This window comes from Candidatus Hydrogenedentota bacterium (assembly GCA_035416745.1).
Taxonomy (GTDB): Bacteria; Hydrogenedentota; Hydrogenedentia; order Hydrogenedentales; family SLHB01; genus UBA2224.
This window is the reverse complement of record DAOLNV010000058.1, coordinates 1-15,003: the sequence shown is the minus strand read 5'-3', so window position 1 is coordinate 15,003 and position 15,003 is coordinate 1. Positions and strand designations below refer to the sequence as shown.

The 15,003-nt window shown below is 60.8% G+C and carries 11 protein-coding genes; 8 read left to right on the top strand and 3 right to left on the bottom strand.

The features are described from left to right. Nucleotides 1–4: 4 nt before the first annotated feature. Complete coding sequence (locus tag PLJ71_15935; GenBank protein ID HQM50178.1) at nt 5–1,942, bottom strand: hypothetical protein; 1,938 nt, start codon at nt 1,940–1,942, stop codon at nt 5–7. Between the two features lie 6 nt (nt 1,943–1,948). Further along, nucleotides 1,949–2,563: an MBL fold metallo-hydrolase gene (locus tag PLJ71_15930; protein HQM50177.1), complete on the bottom strand. Its 615-nt coding sequence runs from the start codon at nt 2,561–2,563 to the stop codon at nt 1,949–1,951. Nucleotides 2,564–2,970: 407 nt separating this feature from the next. Here PLJ71_15930 and PLJ71_15925 point away from each other — a divergent pair, with 407 nt between their 5' ends. The 3 genes from PLJ71_15925 to PLJ71_15915 all read left to right on the top strand — a co-directional run bounded on the left by PLJ71_15925 (nt 2,971) and on the right by PLJ71_15915 (nt 7,701). Continuing rightward, complete coding sequence (locus PLJ71_15925; protein HQM50176.1) at nt 2,971–4,011, top strand: type II secretion system protein; 1,041 nt, start codon at nt 2,971–2,973, stop codon at nt 4,009–4,011. Nucleotides 4,012–4,135: 124 nt separating this feature from the next. After that, on the top strand, nt 4,136–5,869 hold the full coding sequence (locus PLJ71_15920; GenBank protein ID HQM50175.1) for a hypothetical protein: 1,734 nt from the start codon (nt 4,136–4,138) through the stop codon (nt 5,867–5,869). Between the two features lie 410 nt (nt 5,870–6,279). Continuing rightward, nucleotides 6,280–7,701 carry a hypothetical protein gene (locus tag PLJ71_15915; GenBank protein ID HQM50174.1) on the top strand — a complete coding sequence of 474 codons (1,422 nt, stop codon included), beginning with the start codon at nt 6,280–6,282 and terminating at the stop codon, nt 7,699–7,701. 68 nt (nt 7,702–7,769) lie between these two features. On the opposite strand, the gene PLJ71_15910 is transcribed toward PLJ71_15915, so the two are convergent. Then, nucleotides 7,770–8,117, bottom strand: a complete 348-nt coding sequence (locus PLJ71_15910) for a helix-turn-helix domain-containing protein (protein HQM50173.1) — start codon at nt 8,115–8,117, stop codon at nt 7,770–7,772. Nucleotides 8,118–9,203: 1,086 nt separating this feature from the next. On the opposite strand from PLJ71_15910, the gene PLJ71_15905 reads away from it, so the two are divergent. The 5 genes from PLJ71_15905 to PLJ71_15885 all read left to right on the top strand — a co-directional run bounded on the left by PLJ71_15905 (nt 9,204) and on the right by PLJ71_15885 (nt 14,718). Continuing rightward, nucleotides 9,204–10,433: a hypothetical protein gene (locus tag PLJ71_15905; GenBank protein ID HQM50172.1), complete on the top strand. Its 1,230-nt coding sequence runs from the start codon at nt 9,204–9,206 to the stop codon at nt 10,431–10,433. Between the two features lie 14 nt (nt 10,434–10,447). Next, on the top strand, nt 10,448–11,170 hold the full coding sequence (locus PLJ71_15900) for an SUMF1/EgtB/PvdO family nonheme iron enzyme (protein HQM50171.1): 723 nt from the start codon (nt 10,448–10,450) through the stop codon (nt 11,168–11,170). Between the two features lie 74 nt (nt 11,171–11,244). Then, nucleotides 11,245–12,846 carry an extracellular solute-binding protein gene (locus tag PLJ71_15895; protein HQM50170.1) on the top strand — a complete coding sequence of 534 codons (1,602 nt, stop codon included), beginning with the start codon at nt 11,245–11,247 and terminating at the stop codon, nt 12,844–12,846. Next, on the top strand, nt 12,839–13,762 hold the full coding sequence (locus PLJ71_15890) for a sugar ABC transporter permease (GenBank protein ID HQM50169.1): 924 nt from the start codon (nt 12,839–12,841) through the stop codon (nt 13,760–13,762). Before PLJ71_15895 ends, PLJ71_15890 begins: the two co-directional genes overlap by 8 nt. Next, nucleotides 13,759–14,718, top strand: a complete 960-nt coding sequence (locus PLJ71_15885; GenBank protein ID HQM50168.1) for a carbohydrate ABC transporter permease — start codon at nt 13,759–13,761, stop codon at nt 14,716–14,718. Before PLJ71_15890 ends, PLJ71_15885 begins: the two co-directional genes overlap by 4 nt. The last annotated feature ends 285 nt before the right edge of the window (nt 14,719–15,003 follow it).

The following is a 15,003-nucleotide window of genomic DNA, read 5'->3' as shown; positions in this document are numbered from 1 at the left end:
TTCGTTACTGTCCGCCGCTCTGCTTTTCAGGTTTGTCGTCGTCTTTAGAGGACGGGGCTTCTTGCGCCTTGGCCTCGCCGTCAGCGCTCTCGGAAGGCGTTGCGCCCGGCGCGGCGTAGGTCAGGGTCGCTTTCAAGGAACGCGCCTTCCATCGTGCCAACGACGCGACGGCGTTCGCTTCTATGCTTCTGCCCGTCTGATCGAGTTGTTTCGCTTCGGCCACCAGCCGCGTGACCTCCGCCATGAGCCAGTCAGCGCGCGACCGGGTTTCCGGGGGCGTTTCTGCCCGGGTCAGGAAGTCCTGCTGAAACTCGGCGCACGAGGCGAGGGTGTCCTGCAGGGGTTGTACGAAGGGTTCCCCGTAGGCCTGCTCGATCACCGCCGCGTGACGGATGATTTCGGACAGGGCCGACATCGCGGGCACGGCCACCTCCTGTGAGATGGCCCCTGTATGCCACTGGGCTTCCAGCAACGGGAACATGGGCAGCAGCGCGAGAAACTGACTGCGGTCAATACGGGGCGGGGCCGCTTTCCGCATCACCTGAAAGATATCCATCACCTGCTCGGGCAGCAGGGCCGCATAGGCTTTGTTGGATGCGAACGAATCCGCGGTGAGTTGCATCATGCGGCGTGCGGTTGCCGCCAGGACGTTTCCGCCCTCGCCTTTGAGGTAGACAGGAGCAGCCGTCACGGCGAGAGACACCACACCGTTCTCGACTGGCGGGGCCGGGAGAGGATTGTTCGAGGCGTCGGCAAGCTCGAGGATGGCGGCGTCGCCCACCGGGACCGAGAGGCTCCCCGCTTCTCCTTCACTCCACGCGGCAATCAGCCACGAGTCGCCGAGCCGGAACACGTGGGCGCGAAACGGGGCGGGCGCATCCAGCGAGCCGATCGGAACCGTTTCCGCGAGGCGCCGGGCCAGCGCGCTGAGGAAGACGTAGCCCTCGGTAACGTCCTTTTCACGAACGAGCAATTTGCCGTCGATGTCTGCCTGCGCGACGCCGCAGGATGCGAAAACGATGAGATTGCGAACAAGACGGGCCGCGGATTCCGAGTCGTCTTCTTCGCGGATGCCGCGGCCCAGCACCTGCAAGGGCAGACGTTCGTAGCCGGCGGTTTGCGCGGCCAGGTCGAACGCTTCGAGCTCATCGGGAGAGGGGGCGTCATTTCGCAGCGTTATGCCTGCGGCGTGCCGCCCGGCGCCGTTGCGCAGCATGGCGCTCAGGGTTTCCGGGGTGTCGGCAACCAGCGAAAACAGCGCCACGGGATTTCGCTCGGCAAACGCCGCGGCCACGGTTTCAAGGGCGCCCGGCGCGTCTCCGGGATGCACGCTCCAGTAAGCCACGCGGGACGCGTATTTCTCCGGGAAGGTGGTCGCCGTTTCGGGCGGCGTTACGGCAAGGTCGATGAGGATAGCGGCATCGAGCCCCGCCTCATTGGCAGCCTCAACCAGCGCGTCGAGTTCAGGATTGACGGCGTCGAAGCACACTCTGCCCAGCGGCAGATCCCGCATGGCCAGGAGCGCATAGGGTTCCGGGGAGTCCATGATTGCCGCGACAGGGGGCGGAACCATGGATGCGGGCCTGTCGATCCGGCAGAAGGGATGGGTGGATTCCTGCGTCTCGCCCGCCGCCTCGATGGTTACGCGGGCCAGATAGCGTCCGCGCCGCCCGGCCACGTTTTCGAGAGGCACCCACCGGATGCTTTGACCCGGAAGCGGAAGCACGGTATCGAGTGCGCTTTCTTCGGCGCCGCCGCTGTCCTGAATGGCGACCCTGACATGAGCCTCGATGTCCCGATCGCTCCGCAACTCAAGCACAAGGACGTCATCGATGTAAACGTGGGGAATGGGCTGGTCCGGCGCGATAGCAATGGTGACCTCCGCAGACGCGCCTGCCGCCAGGCTGAGGATGGCTGCCAATGCTGTAATAATCCGCGTCATCTCCGGTTATAGTCCTGCCAGGAACGGGTTTGAGGAGTGTTCTTCGCCGATCGTGGTGGCCGGGCCATGGCCCGAGTATACTACCGTTTCGCCCGGCAATGGCAGCAATTGCGTTTGGATGGACCGCAGCAACTGCTGGTAGTCGCCTCCCGGCAGGTCGGTGCGGCCGATAGACCCTTGGAACAGCACATCGCCGGCGAACACGCTCCCATGGCCAACCAGCACGACATGGCCCGGAGTATGGCCGGGCGCGTGGCGCACCTCGAAGGTGAGTTCGCCCACATGCACCTCATCGCCCGCCTCGAGGAACACGTGCGGGTCGGGCGAAGGGACGGTGAGAAACCCGAACATCATTCCCTGCTGTTGAATGGAGCGGAGCAAGGGGAGGTCCGCCTCATGAAGCAGCAGCTCGCTGCCGGTTCTCTCGAGCAGAACCGCGTTGCCTGCGCAATGATCGCAATGGGCGTGGGTGTTTATGATGGCTCGCACCCGGTATCCTTCAAGCGAAGCCAGAAGCAAGGGCGCCGCTTCACCGGGGTCGATCACGATGGCTTCGCCTGCACTTCGCACCACGTAGCAGTTCGTCATGAAAGGCGTCAGCGGGAAGGTCTGAACGTCCAAGATGCTCCTCCTGACGGTGGCCTTGTGTTTTGGTACGCGTTTGGGCGGCGGGTGTCACGGACCGCGCCTGGCTCATTGGTGGCGGACGCTCCCGCGCCCCCCGATGCTACCGGCTCAGCCGTTCGCAGTCAAGAAAGGGCCCGCCCACACGTCACGCCCTGCAGCGCCAGGGCCGCGCCAGAAGCCCGCAACCATAGCCGGTCTTGCCAATGCTCACCCGGTGATTGGGCCTTCCACACGGTCTCGTGGCCAAACACGCCCTCAGGCGAAAACCGGGGGTCCGGACGAACCCGGGTCTTCTGTTGACAATTATGTGCCGTCATGCTAGTGTCGCGTCAAGGTCTCGCGAATCGGAATCAGGGCAGGGCGCCGTGTGGCGAGAGGGACATCAGGCGCACGAGGGCACTATGGTTAACCTGCCGCGTAAGCAGGGATTTACGCTATTGGAATTGATGGTAGCTGTTACCATCATCGGCATCCTCTTTGTGCTGATTCTGCCGGCGCTGTTGCGGGCCCGGGAACAGGCCCGGCGCGCGTACTGCAATAATAGCATTCGCCAGATTGGTATCGTGTTCAGTTTGTGGGCAAACGATCACGACGGCGCGCTGCCGCCCGGAGCGCCCAATGGGTTTTGGGATTACCCGGACTCCAAGGGCGTTTGCCACCATTTGCAGCGCAATAACTTCATCTGCGACGTACGCGACTTGTATCCGGAGTATCTGGATACTCTGCAGGTGTTTAAGTGCCCGGGTTCGATAAAGGAGCTGGCGGACACCCGGCTTGATTGGTATACCGACATCACCTTTATGGATGGATACCTCGAGAGCATTATGGTGACGGACCCGCGCAACCGGGAGGCCATCGAGCGCCTTCTGGGTCAACGGATGGATCCCGAATGCCTCACGAACGACATGTACACCTACTTGCCGTATGCGGTCAAGACGGAGGAACAGGCGCTCTTTCTGTGGGCGGAACTCCACCGCCTCATGTACGGAGGCGCGATTGATTTCATGATGGACGACCTTTTTGTGCCTGGGGGCCACGGACCCGGCGGGAGCGACACGTTTCACCGTCTCCATTACGGGGTGTCGCGGTTCTTTATCTCGGATATGAACAATCCGGCGGCGACGGCTGCCTCGGAGAGTGAGATTCCGGTTCTGTACGACTCGGTGAGCGATCTGGGGATGCTGCAGTTGAACCATATGGTGCCGCCTGGGGGAAATGTGCTGTATCTGGACGGCCACGTCGAGTTCAGACGGTATCCGGATGAACAGCACCGTCCACCGTACACCGAGCTTCTGGTAGAATGGACGCGGCGGAATGTATACGACAACAGCGTGGAACAGGAGGTGCCGGCCTGGTGCAGCAACCGCCTGCCGGCGACTCCGTTTGAACCGCGGTATAGACACCGCCCAAACGATGCGATGTACAGGGATTTGGTATTCTAAGCGGGGCCGCGCGGCATTTTCGTGCGGGGTCCGCAAGGAAGATGCGCGTGGCCGATGACGACGCTTCCGGCACGCGTTGCGGCCGGCGGCTTCTTTAAACTCTCAAGGGAAGACGAGGTAAGACATGAAAGAACGAGGATGGGTTGTAATCGGCGCAGCTGTGGTGTTGGCTGCCATGTTTTCAATGGAGGCCTATGCGTGGGGCCCTCGCGCTCAACGGGCTATTACCGGGACCTCCATCCAGGTTGTGCGCCGTACCATTAGGACCGTGTTCCAGACGTCGGGCGCCAAGTACGATGAAGACATGATCAAAGGGGCATTAGCGGGGCAAACGGTGTTACGTGATGCGGTGGAGCTGGACAGTGAAAACCGCGCGATGCATCGGATCGCCTCGGAGATGTTGTTGCTTCACTACGTGCGCGACTATTCAATGGGCAGCTACTATGCGTACCGCATGGGGGTGCTCTCGTCCCTGGTATCCGATTTGTATCTCCCGTTCATGTATGACGCCTCGGCGGAAAACCGAAAGCTCGCCGCCGAAATCGACGCGGACATCGACGAGCATCTTGAAAGCTTCACCTATACTCCCTTGCGGGAGAAATCAGTCATTCTGCGCGAGCTTCGGCGGTATATTGAGGACAGCCGCAGCTACTTGCGCGACGCCAAAGCAATCATTGCTGCCGACTACGCTCGTGGCGATGGGTATAATGGGTATCTGAAGAACGGCGGCGCGCAGAATGCCTTCAGCAATGCTGTGCAGGCGGTGAGCGACATCGTTTACACCGTGCTCCAGACTGACCAGGACTTGGGGTATATGAAACCTTCCGACGAGAATCTGATGTGGTTTTTCGTCGACAACATCGAATACCTCCTCAAAGAAAAAAAGAATGCCAAAGCGGCTGATGAGATATACGATCATTTCGTTCGGGTCAACCCTGACAACTATCTGGCCTATGAGCAAGTTGGGGACATGTTCTACGAGTTCGGTGATAGAGAGCGGGCCGTGAAAGAATGGAAAACTGCGCTTCAGACGCGCGGTCCGGACCGCCAGCGCATTGTACGGAAGCTGGCAACCTATTATATCGAACAGGGAAAAGATCTCGTTGCAAAGGCCTCGGACCCGGATGCGCCGTCGGACTCGCTGCAAAAGGCGCTGGAGTATTTCAACCGCGCGATGGAGATCGACCGGGGCAATGAAGTCGCGGCACGCTCTATCGAGGAGACGCGGATCGAGCAGAAGCGGCGCGACGAACGCGAACAGACCGACCGGGAGATTGTGTCGGCCGGAGAAACGGCGCTGGCCGAAGCGGATGTCTTGAGTACGCAGAAGGCACTCGGCGATGCGCTCAACATTTACCAGAAGTCCGTGACGTTGTTCGACAACGTGAGCAGCGAGTTCAAGGCGCAGCGGGAACAGGCCGAGAACGGAAAGAAAGATGCTCAAGCCAAGATGCGCAAGGTTATCACCGACATTATCCAGCAGGGCCAGAGCCTCATCGAGGAAGGCGATCGGATGGTCGAGGAAGCCACCAGTGAACAGAGTTTCGAAGACGCCAAGAAACGGTTCCAGAGTGCTCAGGCGGTGCTCAAGTACATCCCCGACAACCAGTCCACCGCGCTGGTAGCGTCCCGTGATGAGGAGATTGCCCGGGCCAAAACCAGTCTGGACCAGGTAGACACCGAGAAAAAGCGTTGGCTCGAAGACCAGGAGCGGCGCAGGCAGCTCGAAGAGCAGCGCAGGGCTCATGAAGCCAGCCAGGCGGCGGCCGCGGCAAGCCGCACACAAGGCGGTGGCGGTGCGGCGCCCGCGGGCGCTGCGCCGGCAGGGGGCCAGCCTCTCCAGGTCGGCCAGGAGTAATGAGGAGCAGGGCGGGTTTTCCTGTACCCCCTGCGCAACGGCGTGTGAGTTCAAAAGCCTCTCAGACGAGAGGCTTTTTGCTGTGAGGGAGCGGAGGAGGGGGCCCCTTGCGCATGCAAGCGCCCTAATCACGCCAGCCCGAAAGGGATACGGCGCACGAATGGCCCATTCTTGTTGGCGCGGCGTATCTCCTGACCGTGCTATTCGGGACATTGCGTGTCAGACGCCCGCTCTGCGAGACCGCAGGCAGGAATGCCTGCCCCATCTAATGCTCGGCGAGGATATTTCGGCCCCCCGTATCGACTCCGCAAGCACCGCTCGAAACTGATCGCTATGGCATCTGTTGGCCATTACAATAGACATGACGCCTTCATTGGCGCATCTGGGATTTGTTACGAGAGGCACGTCCTATGCAGAAGCGTACGCGTTCCATACTCGCGGGGTTGGTGCTTGTTTTTGCGGCCGGCGTAGCGGCTGTTATCGCGGCCGGGATGCTCGCGTCCCGGCGCGACAGCGCGGTGGTCCAGCGCGTGGTGGGACGCGGCAGCGAGGCAGTCGCCCGCTACGAAGAGCAATTCACAGCCAAGAAAGTCCCCGCGAAGGCGCAAAGCCCCGCTGACGAGCGCGCGGGAGCTCAGTCGGTAACGCATTCCCCCGTGGGCGGCGAAGAGCCCCCGGCCAAGCCATTACCAGCGACCGAACTCTTCAATAAGCTGGGCCCAGACGCGCAATCGGTGGAATCACAGCAAGACTATGAGAACATCGAGAACCTGGTCGAAGCAAAAGGATGGTCTGAATGGACCGGCGAGGATTCTCAGTTTCTCTCGGAATTCTTTGGCAAGAACGCCGGCCTGCTCGAGGAGATCCGCCGGCTCGCCAGGCTTGGCGAACCCGTGTACCACGTGGACCTCTCGAAGGGGTACGCAACGGAACTGCCCCACCTGGCCCAATTGCGATCCATGGCCCGCCTGCTGCGTTCCGAGGCTGCCCTCCGCGCCAGCGCCGGAGACATTCAAGGCGCTATGGAAGATTACGAAGCCATCATCGGCCTCGGCGAGACCCTGGTCGAGGAGCCCATCATCATTTCGCAGCTCGTGCGCATCGCCATGATGGGGATTCTGTTTCAAGGCATGGGGTCGGCGCTGACGCCCGGTCAACTAACGCCGGAACAGGCGCGGGCCTTCGTTCAGGACACCGCCGGGATGTACCATCGGGAAGCCCTCGTGAATGCCCTTGTCACCGAAGCCACGTTCGGTACGGAAGCGATGGAGAACTTCCGTAACGGCCAAGTCTTTCCTGATGTACCCTCGGAAGCAAACGCCGTGCTGGGCTTCATCTACCAGACGCCCATCGGGGGTATCATGCTGAGCTCCGACCGGCAGAATTACGCAGAGTTCATGGAACGCCTGGCACAGGCCGCTCAGGCTCCCTACTACGAGGTCCAGGCGGAACTCGAGGCCATTGATTCGGAAGTCGATGATCTCTCCATCCTCAATGTCCTGACCCCGATACTCGTGCCTGCCCTCACCCGGGTGCAAGGCGCCCAGGCCCGAAGTGAAGCCATGCTCGACCTCACCCGCATCGGGCTTTCCCTCGAGGCTTATTACACCGAAACCGGCAATTATCCCGAGAACCTCAACGTTGTCGCCCGTGACCTCGGCGGCTCGGTGCCCCTCGACCCTTACACCGGCAATTCGTACGTTTACCGTCCTGCGGGAGAGACCTTTACCTTATACAGCGTGGGCGAAAACCGGCAGGACGACGGCGGCCGCCACCACTTCCGCGAGGGGGACATTGTCTGGCGCGGCGTCGAAGCCGAACAAAAGAAGTAGCGGCTGCCGGGGGCGCCCATGCTCCTGCCGCCGGGGTCAGCGCCCGGGACCCGCCCGCGAGGGGGTGATTACACAAAATCCCACACAGCGCCGGGGACTTCGTCTTCGCCGTCAAACTCCCCATTCGGCATCTCCGCAGCCTCTCCGGCAATGGGTTTGGCGGCAACCTGCAAAGCCCCCTTACCGGGTCCGGCAGCCATGCCTTCGTCTGCCAGTGCCTCCGCAGGATTCAGCGCAAACAAGTCCTCGACGCTGGCATTCAGTAACGCGGCCAGACTTAGCGCAACCGCAACGGAAGGATTCAATCGGCCCTTCTCGATGGCGATGATGCTCTGGCGCGTAATCCCCGCTTGCTCAGCCAGCACGGTTTGGGTCAGCCGGCGCGCTTTCCGCCATTGCCGAAGGTTGTTGGACAAGACGCCGTTCCTCATATGTAAAGAATACCTTACATTACCTGTTTTGGCAAGTGCCAAGCGGGAAAACTCGTTTTCCTATCGGCCGAGACACCAGAGCACCTCTCGTCACATGACCCCGAGGAGAGAAATGGGCATTCGGTACCCGAGCCGCAGCGAGATCATGCGCTTCGAGCGGGTGTAGCAGAGAAGCCGGATTCAAAATGGAGCACTAAACCGCTCTTTTCAAATTGAAACGCGGTCGGCTGCCAGACCTGCATTACTCTGACCGAAGAAGGTATACCGGGGGCCGGATTCCCTTCCACCTGGCGCGTGACTCATCGTATTCTCGGGCAAAGTGTGCGCCAAGGCAAGAACACCGGGCATGCATCGAGAAGCTGAAACAGTCCTCAAAAGAAGTGACCCTCTGCCAAGGATAGAGTACCATCAATAACCGGTTCCTTGCCCCAAAGCATGGGGGACTCAAACCATGCGTGGTGACCGCAAGCGGCTCCTGGCCTGCTTGACCGGCCGTACGAAATTGCACAAATGGGGCCCCCCGAACAGGTATCGGTCCGTGCGTATGCAGCGCAAGGCGCATTATCGAGACCCCTACCCGGCCGAAACTTGAAACATATCTGAAACAAGATTTTCCCCAAAGAACGTTTGGACCTCTCCCGAAATGCGCCGATGTCCTGTACGCCAAAGCCCTCTGGCGCGCCCCCACAAGCAACGGCGGAGTGGCAATAATGTTCCAGGGACGTTTCACGAAGCCCCTAAAAAGCCACCCAAAGTGCGATGACTTCGCCTGCAATTTCCTCATGAGGCACGGCATCCCGTTCCGAGAATTGTATACTATATTTTACATTGTGGACCGCCCTGCTCGCGACAACAGGACAGCAGCGGGCCACGCAAGCGGCCCTGACCCGGCTCGCGCACGCAGGCCATCCTCTCACGAGAGGAGAAAAGAGAGGCACCAGGTTGCGGCGGGCAGGGAGACCTCTTCGTTATTTCCGTGCGGGGACGCCGGCGCCATCAGGTTTGGTATTGCCGGGTGATGGTTCGGTTGGTATACTAGGTCTCATAGCCCGGTGTAAGGGGGAACTCGCCATGACCGCATTGTTCGCTCGCCGTATCTGGACTCTCTGCACCCTGTGGGCTATCGCCTCTGGTCTGGCGTGGGGACAACCGGAAATGCCTGTCCCGGACCCTGCGGCGCCATTACACGAACGGATCACCGCGTGGGATGCGCTCCTTCACGAGTACCATTATCACGACAACATCGTGCAGACGCAGGTCATCTTCCCGCCGTTCGGCGAGGACCGTCCCATCACAGGCAACCATGAAGACGTGGCGGGCCATACGGCGGCGTTGCTGGCCGCCTACAGCCACCGCTACGCCGTGACCAGGGAGCCCGCCCACCGCGCCGCGGCCGACGACCTCATGCAGGGCATCTTGAACCTTGAACGCGTCACCGGGGTGCCGGGATGCGTAGCGCGCAGTTTTTACCAGACCGACCGCCCCTTGTGGCACGAACAGGCCTATTTCTTCCCCAACGAATGGCATGACTCCAAGACCATGCCCGGCTACCGGTGGGAGGGTGACCTGAGCAGCGACAAGTTCACCGATTTCTTCTTCGCCGTCGGCACCTATTGGGAAATCTGCGCCGATGAGGAACACAAACAGCTCGCTGCGGACTTCCTGGACCGCTTTGTGGGGCGCTGCGTCGATTTCAACTTCAAATTGGTTGATGTCGACGGGAAAATGACCCTTTGGGGCAATTTCTGCCCTGACCTGCCCCACGAAAACCTTAACGCCCTCGAGATGCTGGCCGGGCTCAGGACCGCGTACAAGGTGACCGGAAAAGACCGCTACCTGGCCGCGTACCACATGCTCATCGACCGCTACCACTACGATGATCAGGCCATTCTGGCCAAAGTGCTCTGGCCAAAGGAATGGACCGTCCCGTGGGACGACAGCCTGGCCGCACAATCTTACTACATGCTTATGCGGTTCGAGGACGACCCCTCGCTCATGCAGAAGTACCGCATGTCGATCAACCGGCACTATTTCGCATGGAAAGACTATAAATTCGGGTACGCGTCCGTTCCCTTCTATTTCATGCTCTATCAGGTACTTACGGGCGAAGAGGCGGTGGACGGATCCGTCCTTGACGCTATCAAGAACATGCGCGGCGGTCACCGTACCCTGCGTACGTTCACCAAGAATACTCCCGATGGACCCCAGCAGGTCCAGTCCTACGAAGAAGAAGTATCGGCCGACACCATCCTCAATTATTGGTTCGGCCGTCACTATGGATTCATCGACCCCGCGTGGTAGGAGGAAAGGCAGCCATGAAAGAGCGGCGATACACCATCTGGGCAGCTCTTGCGGCGATTGTTCTCGCGGGAGCGGGCGCGGCTTCGCAGCCGGGCGCCGCGAAGGCCCCCACGCCCCCGGCTGGCATGGTATACGTTCCGGCGGGGGCATTCATTATGGGCAGTGAGTATGGGGATGCTGACGAAACCCCGAAACACATGAGCGAGACCGGGGCCTATTTCATCGACAAGTACGAGGTCAGCAACGCCGATTACCAGAAGTTCGACCCGGAATTCGCGTTCGAGGAAGGCCGCGAGAACTATCCGGCGAGCGTCACGTGGCACAAAGCCTCAGCGTATGCAAAATGGGCCGGCAAACGCCTGCCCACTGAAGCGGAATGGGAGAAGGCTGCTCGCGGCACCGACGGGCGTACGTTCCCCTGGGGCGAAACCCACGATGCGACATTTTACAACTGGGACGAGACCTACCCGCGCGGCGGGTCCCCGGCGAAACCGGAAAGCCCCTACGGCTGCGTCGACATGGCCGGGGGCGCGTGGGAATGGACCGCCGATTGGTATAAGGCATACGCAGGCAACGACATCCCTTGCGAGGCCTACGGCGAGAACTACAAGGTTATGCGCGGCGGCGCCAGTTTTAACGACGTCGCCATGATGCGCACCACTCACCGGTACTACCTGCCCCCCGACTCGACCGGCGGCTATTTCGTAGGCTTCCGCTGCGTCAAAGACGCGGACTAGAACCCACCCTGGTTGCGCGGCCGCGGTCTTTGTGCGGCCCGGCAGGGGCGCGCCGTTTCGCTTGCGGGCACGTATTGTTTATCATAGCGTTCGATATGGCGTCTTGGGGGACATACTTTCGTTGGGCCTCGCTGGCCGTAGTGGTCGCTGCGGGCTCGTGGCTTTTGTGGCCGCGGTCCGGCGATGATTCCGTGACGGGCATTCCGCAGCGCCGGAACTACGGTGGCGGCGTCAAACACGTCATCAAGTTTGTGCCTGGACCGCAGTACATGCCGGGCACGACGCCCTTCGGGCTGGGTGCGCCCCTCAGAGGCATAGCGGAGGTGGTGCGGGACTTCGAGGAGCGGTTTCCGGACACGCGGGTCGAGTTTGTTTCAGTGCCCGGCGTCCGCGAGTATCTCGTGACGCAGCTCAGCAGCGGCAACGCGCCCGATATCGTGATGGTGAACGTCGAGGACGTGTGGGTGGACGTGCAGAAGGGCTGGTACGTCCCGCTCGACCCCTATCTCGAGGCGCCCAACCCGTTCATTCGCGAAAAGGGCAACCCCTCTCTCCCCGGATATGAGCAGTGGTGGGACATGTTCAAGTATCAGGCGATCAGCCGCGGAAAGGCCGCGCCGGACAATCTCAACTACTGCATCAGCTTCGATATGGTCGAAACGGGAATCTTCTACAACAAGGATATATTTCGCGAGGTGGGCGTCGAACCGCCCGAGACGTGGGACGACTGGCTCCTTTCCATGGAGAAGGTCAAGGCTGCCGGCTATATCCCGCTGCTGATGAACCGGGATTCTTTCAACGATTGGGCCGTCGACCTGGTCTTCGACCAGCTCTATTGCGGGATTCTGCCGGGCATCGATCTGGTGCAGGAGCCCGTGCGCGAAGCGTATCTCCAAGGGTACCTGGACTGGGACGAGCTGTGCTTTCTTTTCGAGCAGGGATTCTTCACGCAGAAGGATCCGCGGTACTGCGAGTTGTGGAAGCATCTGCATGACCTGCGGCAATACTGCAACCAGAATCTGATGGGGACGGACCTGGCGCGCGAGTTCGTGACCCAGCGGGCCGCCATGCTGTGGATGCCGACGCCGTTCACGTACCGGCTCACGGGCGACCGGCAGCTCGCGTTCGAATGGGGCATATTCTACGTGCCCCAGTTCACCCGGAAGACCTCGGACTATGCGTCCAATACCCCAATGTGCGTAATCGGCGGCTCGGGCACGCAGTACGAGGTGACCAACAGCGCTTTCGGAGATACCGGGGACCCCGCCACCTCGGAGCGGCTGAAACGGGTCATGGCGCTGCTGCAGTTCATCATGGTTCCCGAGCAGTACGAGCGGGTGGTCAACGAATACGCCTCGCTGCTTCCCAACGTGGTTGGCGTGCCGGTGCTGGCGTCGATCCAGCCGTTTGCGGACATCCTCGAACGGCAGTACACCACGACGAAATGGATTTTTACCTTCGACCTGAAGTTCGCCGATATTCAAGCGCGGATGCTCGAGTTGTATCTCAACGATGGCATCGGTCAGGAGGAATTCATGCGTTGGCAGGTAGACAATCTGAACACCGCGACGCGGAATCTGCTGTTGCGCAAAGACATTGACATGGCACGACTCGAGAAGCGTTGGAGGGAATTGGCGCCCGTACGGGAAGCCATGGAAGGATTGCCTCGTGAATAGCCACAAAGGGCCATTTCTGGGCTATCGGGCGCGTTTCACGCTGACCTGTTACGCACTGCTGGCGTGTCAGGTGGCGCTGCTGGTGGTGTTTGTTTACGTGCCGGTGTTCTGGGCGTTCTCGAAATCCTTCTTTCAGTTCGAGGTCGGCAGCGATTCGCGATTCGTAGGGTTCGCCAACTACGGCGAGCTGTTCGTCCGCGATCCCACCACGCTGCCGTCCGTGTTGCACATGATGTTTCTGACGGCGTTCGCGGTGTGCGTGCGGTTGAGCGTCCCACTGGTGGTGGCGAAACTGATCCACTCGTTGTCGCGCGAACGGGGCCGCTACCTTTTCCGGATTCTTTTCCTGGTGCCGGTGGTGGTTCCGGGCGTGGCGGTCCAGTTGATCTGGGCGGGGATGATCTATGGCGATCGCGGCATGTTGAATGAACTGTTGCGCGCCGCCGGTCTCGAGCAGTTCATGACGGGATGGCTGAGCAATCCGGCCACGGCCCTCGTGGCCGTGGCGTGCGTCGGCTTTCCCTGGGTGGGCGGATTCGAAGTGCTGATTTATTACGCGGGCTTGTCCTCGATTCCCGAGAGCGTGACCGAGGCGGCCTTGCTCGAGGGGTGCACGGGTCTCCAGAAGTTTCTGCGCATCGATATCCCGATGGTTATGAGTCAGCTCAAACTGATCCTCATCCTGACAATCATCGCGGGGGTGCAGTCCTTCGAGGGCCTGTTCATCATGACCAAGGGCGGGCCGGGCTTCAAAACCATGGTGCCCGGGTTGTGGATGTATTTCAATGCCTTCAGTTATCAGCGCATGGGCTACGCCTGCGCCATCGGCGTCTGCCTGTTCTTCATCGTCTTCGGACTCACTGTTCTCAACATGCGGTATTTCAAGTCCACCGCCGAATTGGAGGGCCGGGGATGAGCAAGGAAACACGCAGGCGCGCGCGCGATATCGCGCTGGCGCTTTGTATCGGCTGTTTCGGCACGCTGACGCTCGTCCCGTTCCTGTTCGCCTTGAACAACTCGTTCCGCACCAATTACGAGATGGACCATGCGTTCTTTGGCTTTCCCGAGAACCTGGAAGGCCTGGTACGGGCTTCGGCTGCGGCGATTTCCGGGTCAAACAGGGTGTTCAGCGTCCTGACCGATGCCGGGGAAACGCTCGAAGTGACCGGCTGGGATGCCGTGGGCCATTTCTGGCGCGCTTCGACCAAAGCCTACCGCGTGTCCTGGAGGTCATTGCGGCCGTTCATGATCAATACCTTCTTCGTGTGCGGCGTGACTACGCTCGGGGTGGTGATGCTGGGCTCGGTGTCGGCATACATCCTGTCGCGGTACCGGTTCTACGGGTCGCGGGCAATTTTCTATTTCATCATCAGCACGATGATGTTTCCGGCCGCCCTGACCCTGGTGCCATCGTTCATAGTGGTGCGCAATCTCGGTTTGCTCAACACGTACTGGGCGATGATTCTGCCCTACATCGCGGGGGGGCAGGTGTTCGCGACCTTTGTGTTCAAGGGGTTCTTTGACGGTCTTCCCGAGGAGCTCTTCGAATCGGCCCGCATAGATGGGGCCGGGCATTTTCGGATCTACCTGGACATCGTGCTGCCTTTGTCAAAACCGGTGCTGTCGGTTGTGGCCATCATGAACATCCTGGGCACGTGGAACAATTTCCTGTGGCCGTTCATCGTGAATACGGACGGCCGGTATCACGTCATTGCCTCGGGCCTGTACGTGTTGGCAACCGCGAATTTCGCGCAGGATTACAGCAGCCTGTTTGCGGCGTATATGACGGCAAGCATTCCGCTGCTGATTCTCTTCGCCTACGCCACCAAACCGTTCGTGGAGGGCGTGACCTCCGGAGCGTTCAAAGCCTGACGCGGAGGGTACCGGCAATCCAAGAGAGGCCTGCCGCCCCTTCGGGGCTGGGTTGCGGTCGACCGTAACTTCGCGCGGAGGGGGAGCCTGCCGCCCCTTCGGGGCTGGGGCGTGGGGTGGCGGGGGTCCCAGGGCGGCGTCACGCGTTCCGCGTGACTTGCCCTGGGCTACGGGCCTGCCGCCCCTTCGGGGCTGAGGTGTGGTTGACCGTAACTTCGCGCGGAGGGGGAGCCTGCCGCCCCTTCGGGGCTGGGGCGTGGGGTGGCGGGGGTCCCAGGGCGGCGT

Coding starts and splice junctions, on each gene's coding strand:
- PLJ71_15925 (HQM50176.1), top strand. CDS start 2,971: ATGGTTAACCTGCCGCGTAAGCAGGGATTTACGCTATTGGAATTGATG.
- PLJ71_15885 (HQM50168.1), top strand. CDS start 13,759: ATGAGCAAGGAAACACGCAGGCGCGCGCGCGATATCGCGCTGGCGCTT.
- PLJ71_15935 (HQM50178.1), bottom strand. CDS start 1,942: ATGACGCGGATTATTACAGCATTGGCAGCCATCCTCAGCCTGGCGGCA.
- PLJ71_15915 (HQM50174.1), top strand. CDS start 6,280: ATGCAGAAGCGTACGCGTTCCATACTCGCGGGGTTGGTGCTTGTTTTT.
- PLJ71_15920 (HQM50175.1), top strand. CDS start 4,136: ATGAAAGAACGAGGATGGGTTGTAATCGGCGCAGCTGTGGTGTTGGCT.
- PLJ71_15905 (HQM50172.1), top strand. CDS start 9,204: ATGACCGCATTGTTCGCTCGCCGTATCTGGACTCTCTGCACCCTGTGG.
- PLJ71_15900 (HQM50171.1), top strand. CDS start 10,448: ATGAAAGAGCGGCGATACACCATCTGGGCAGCTCTTGCGGCGATTGTT.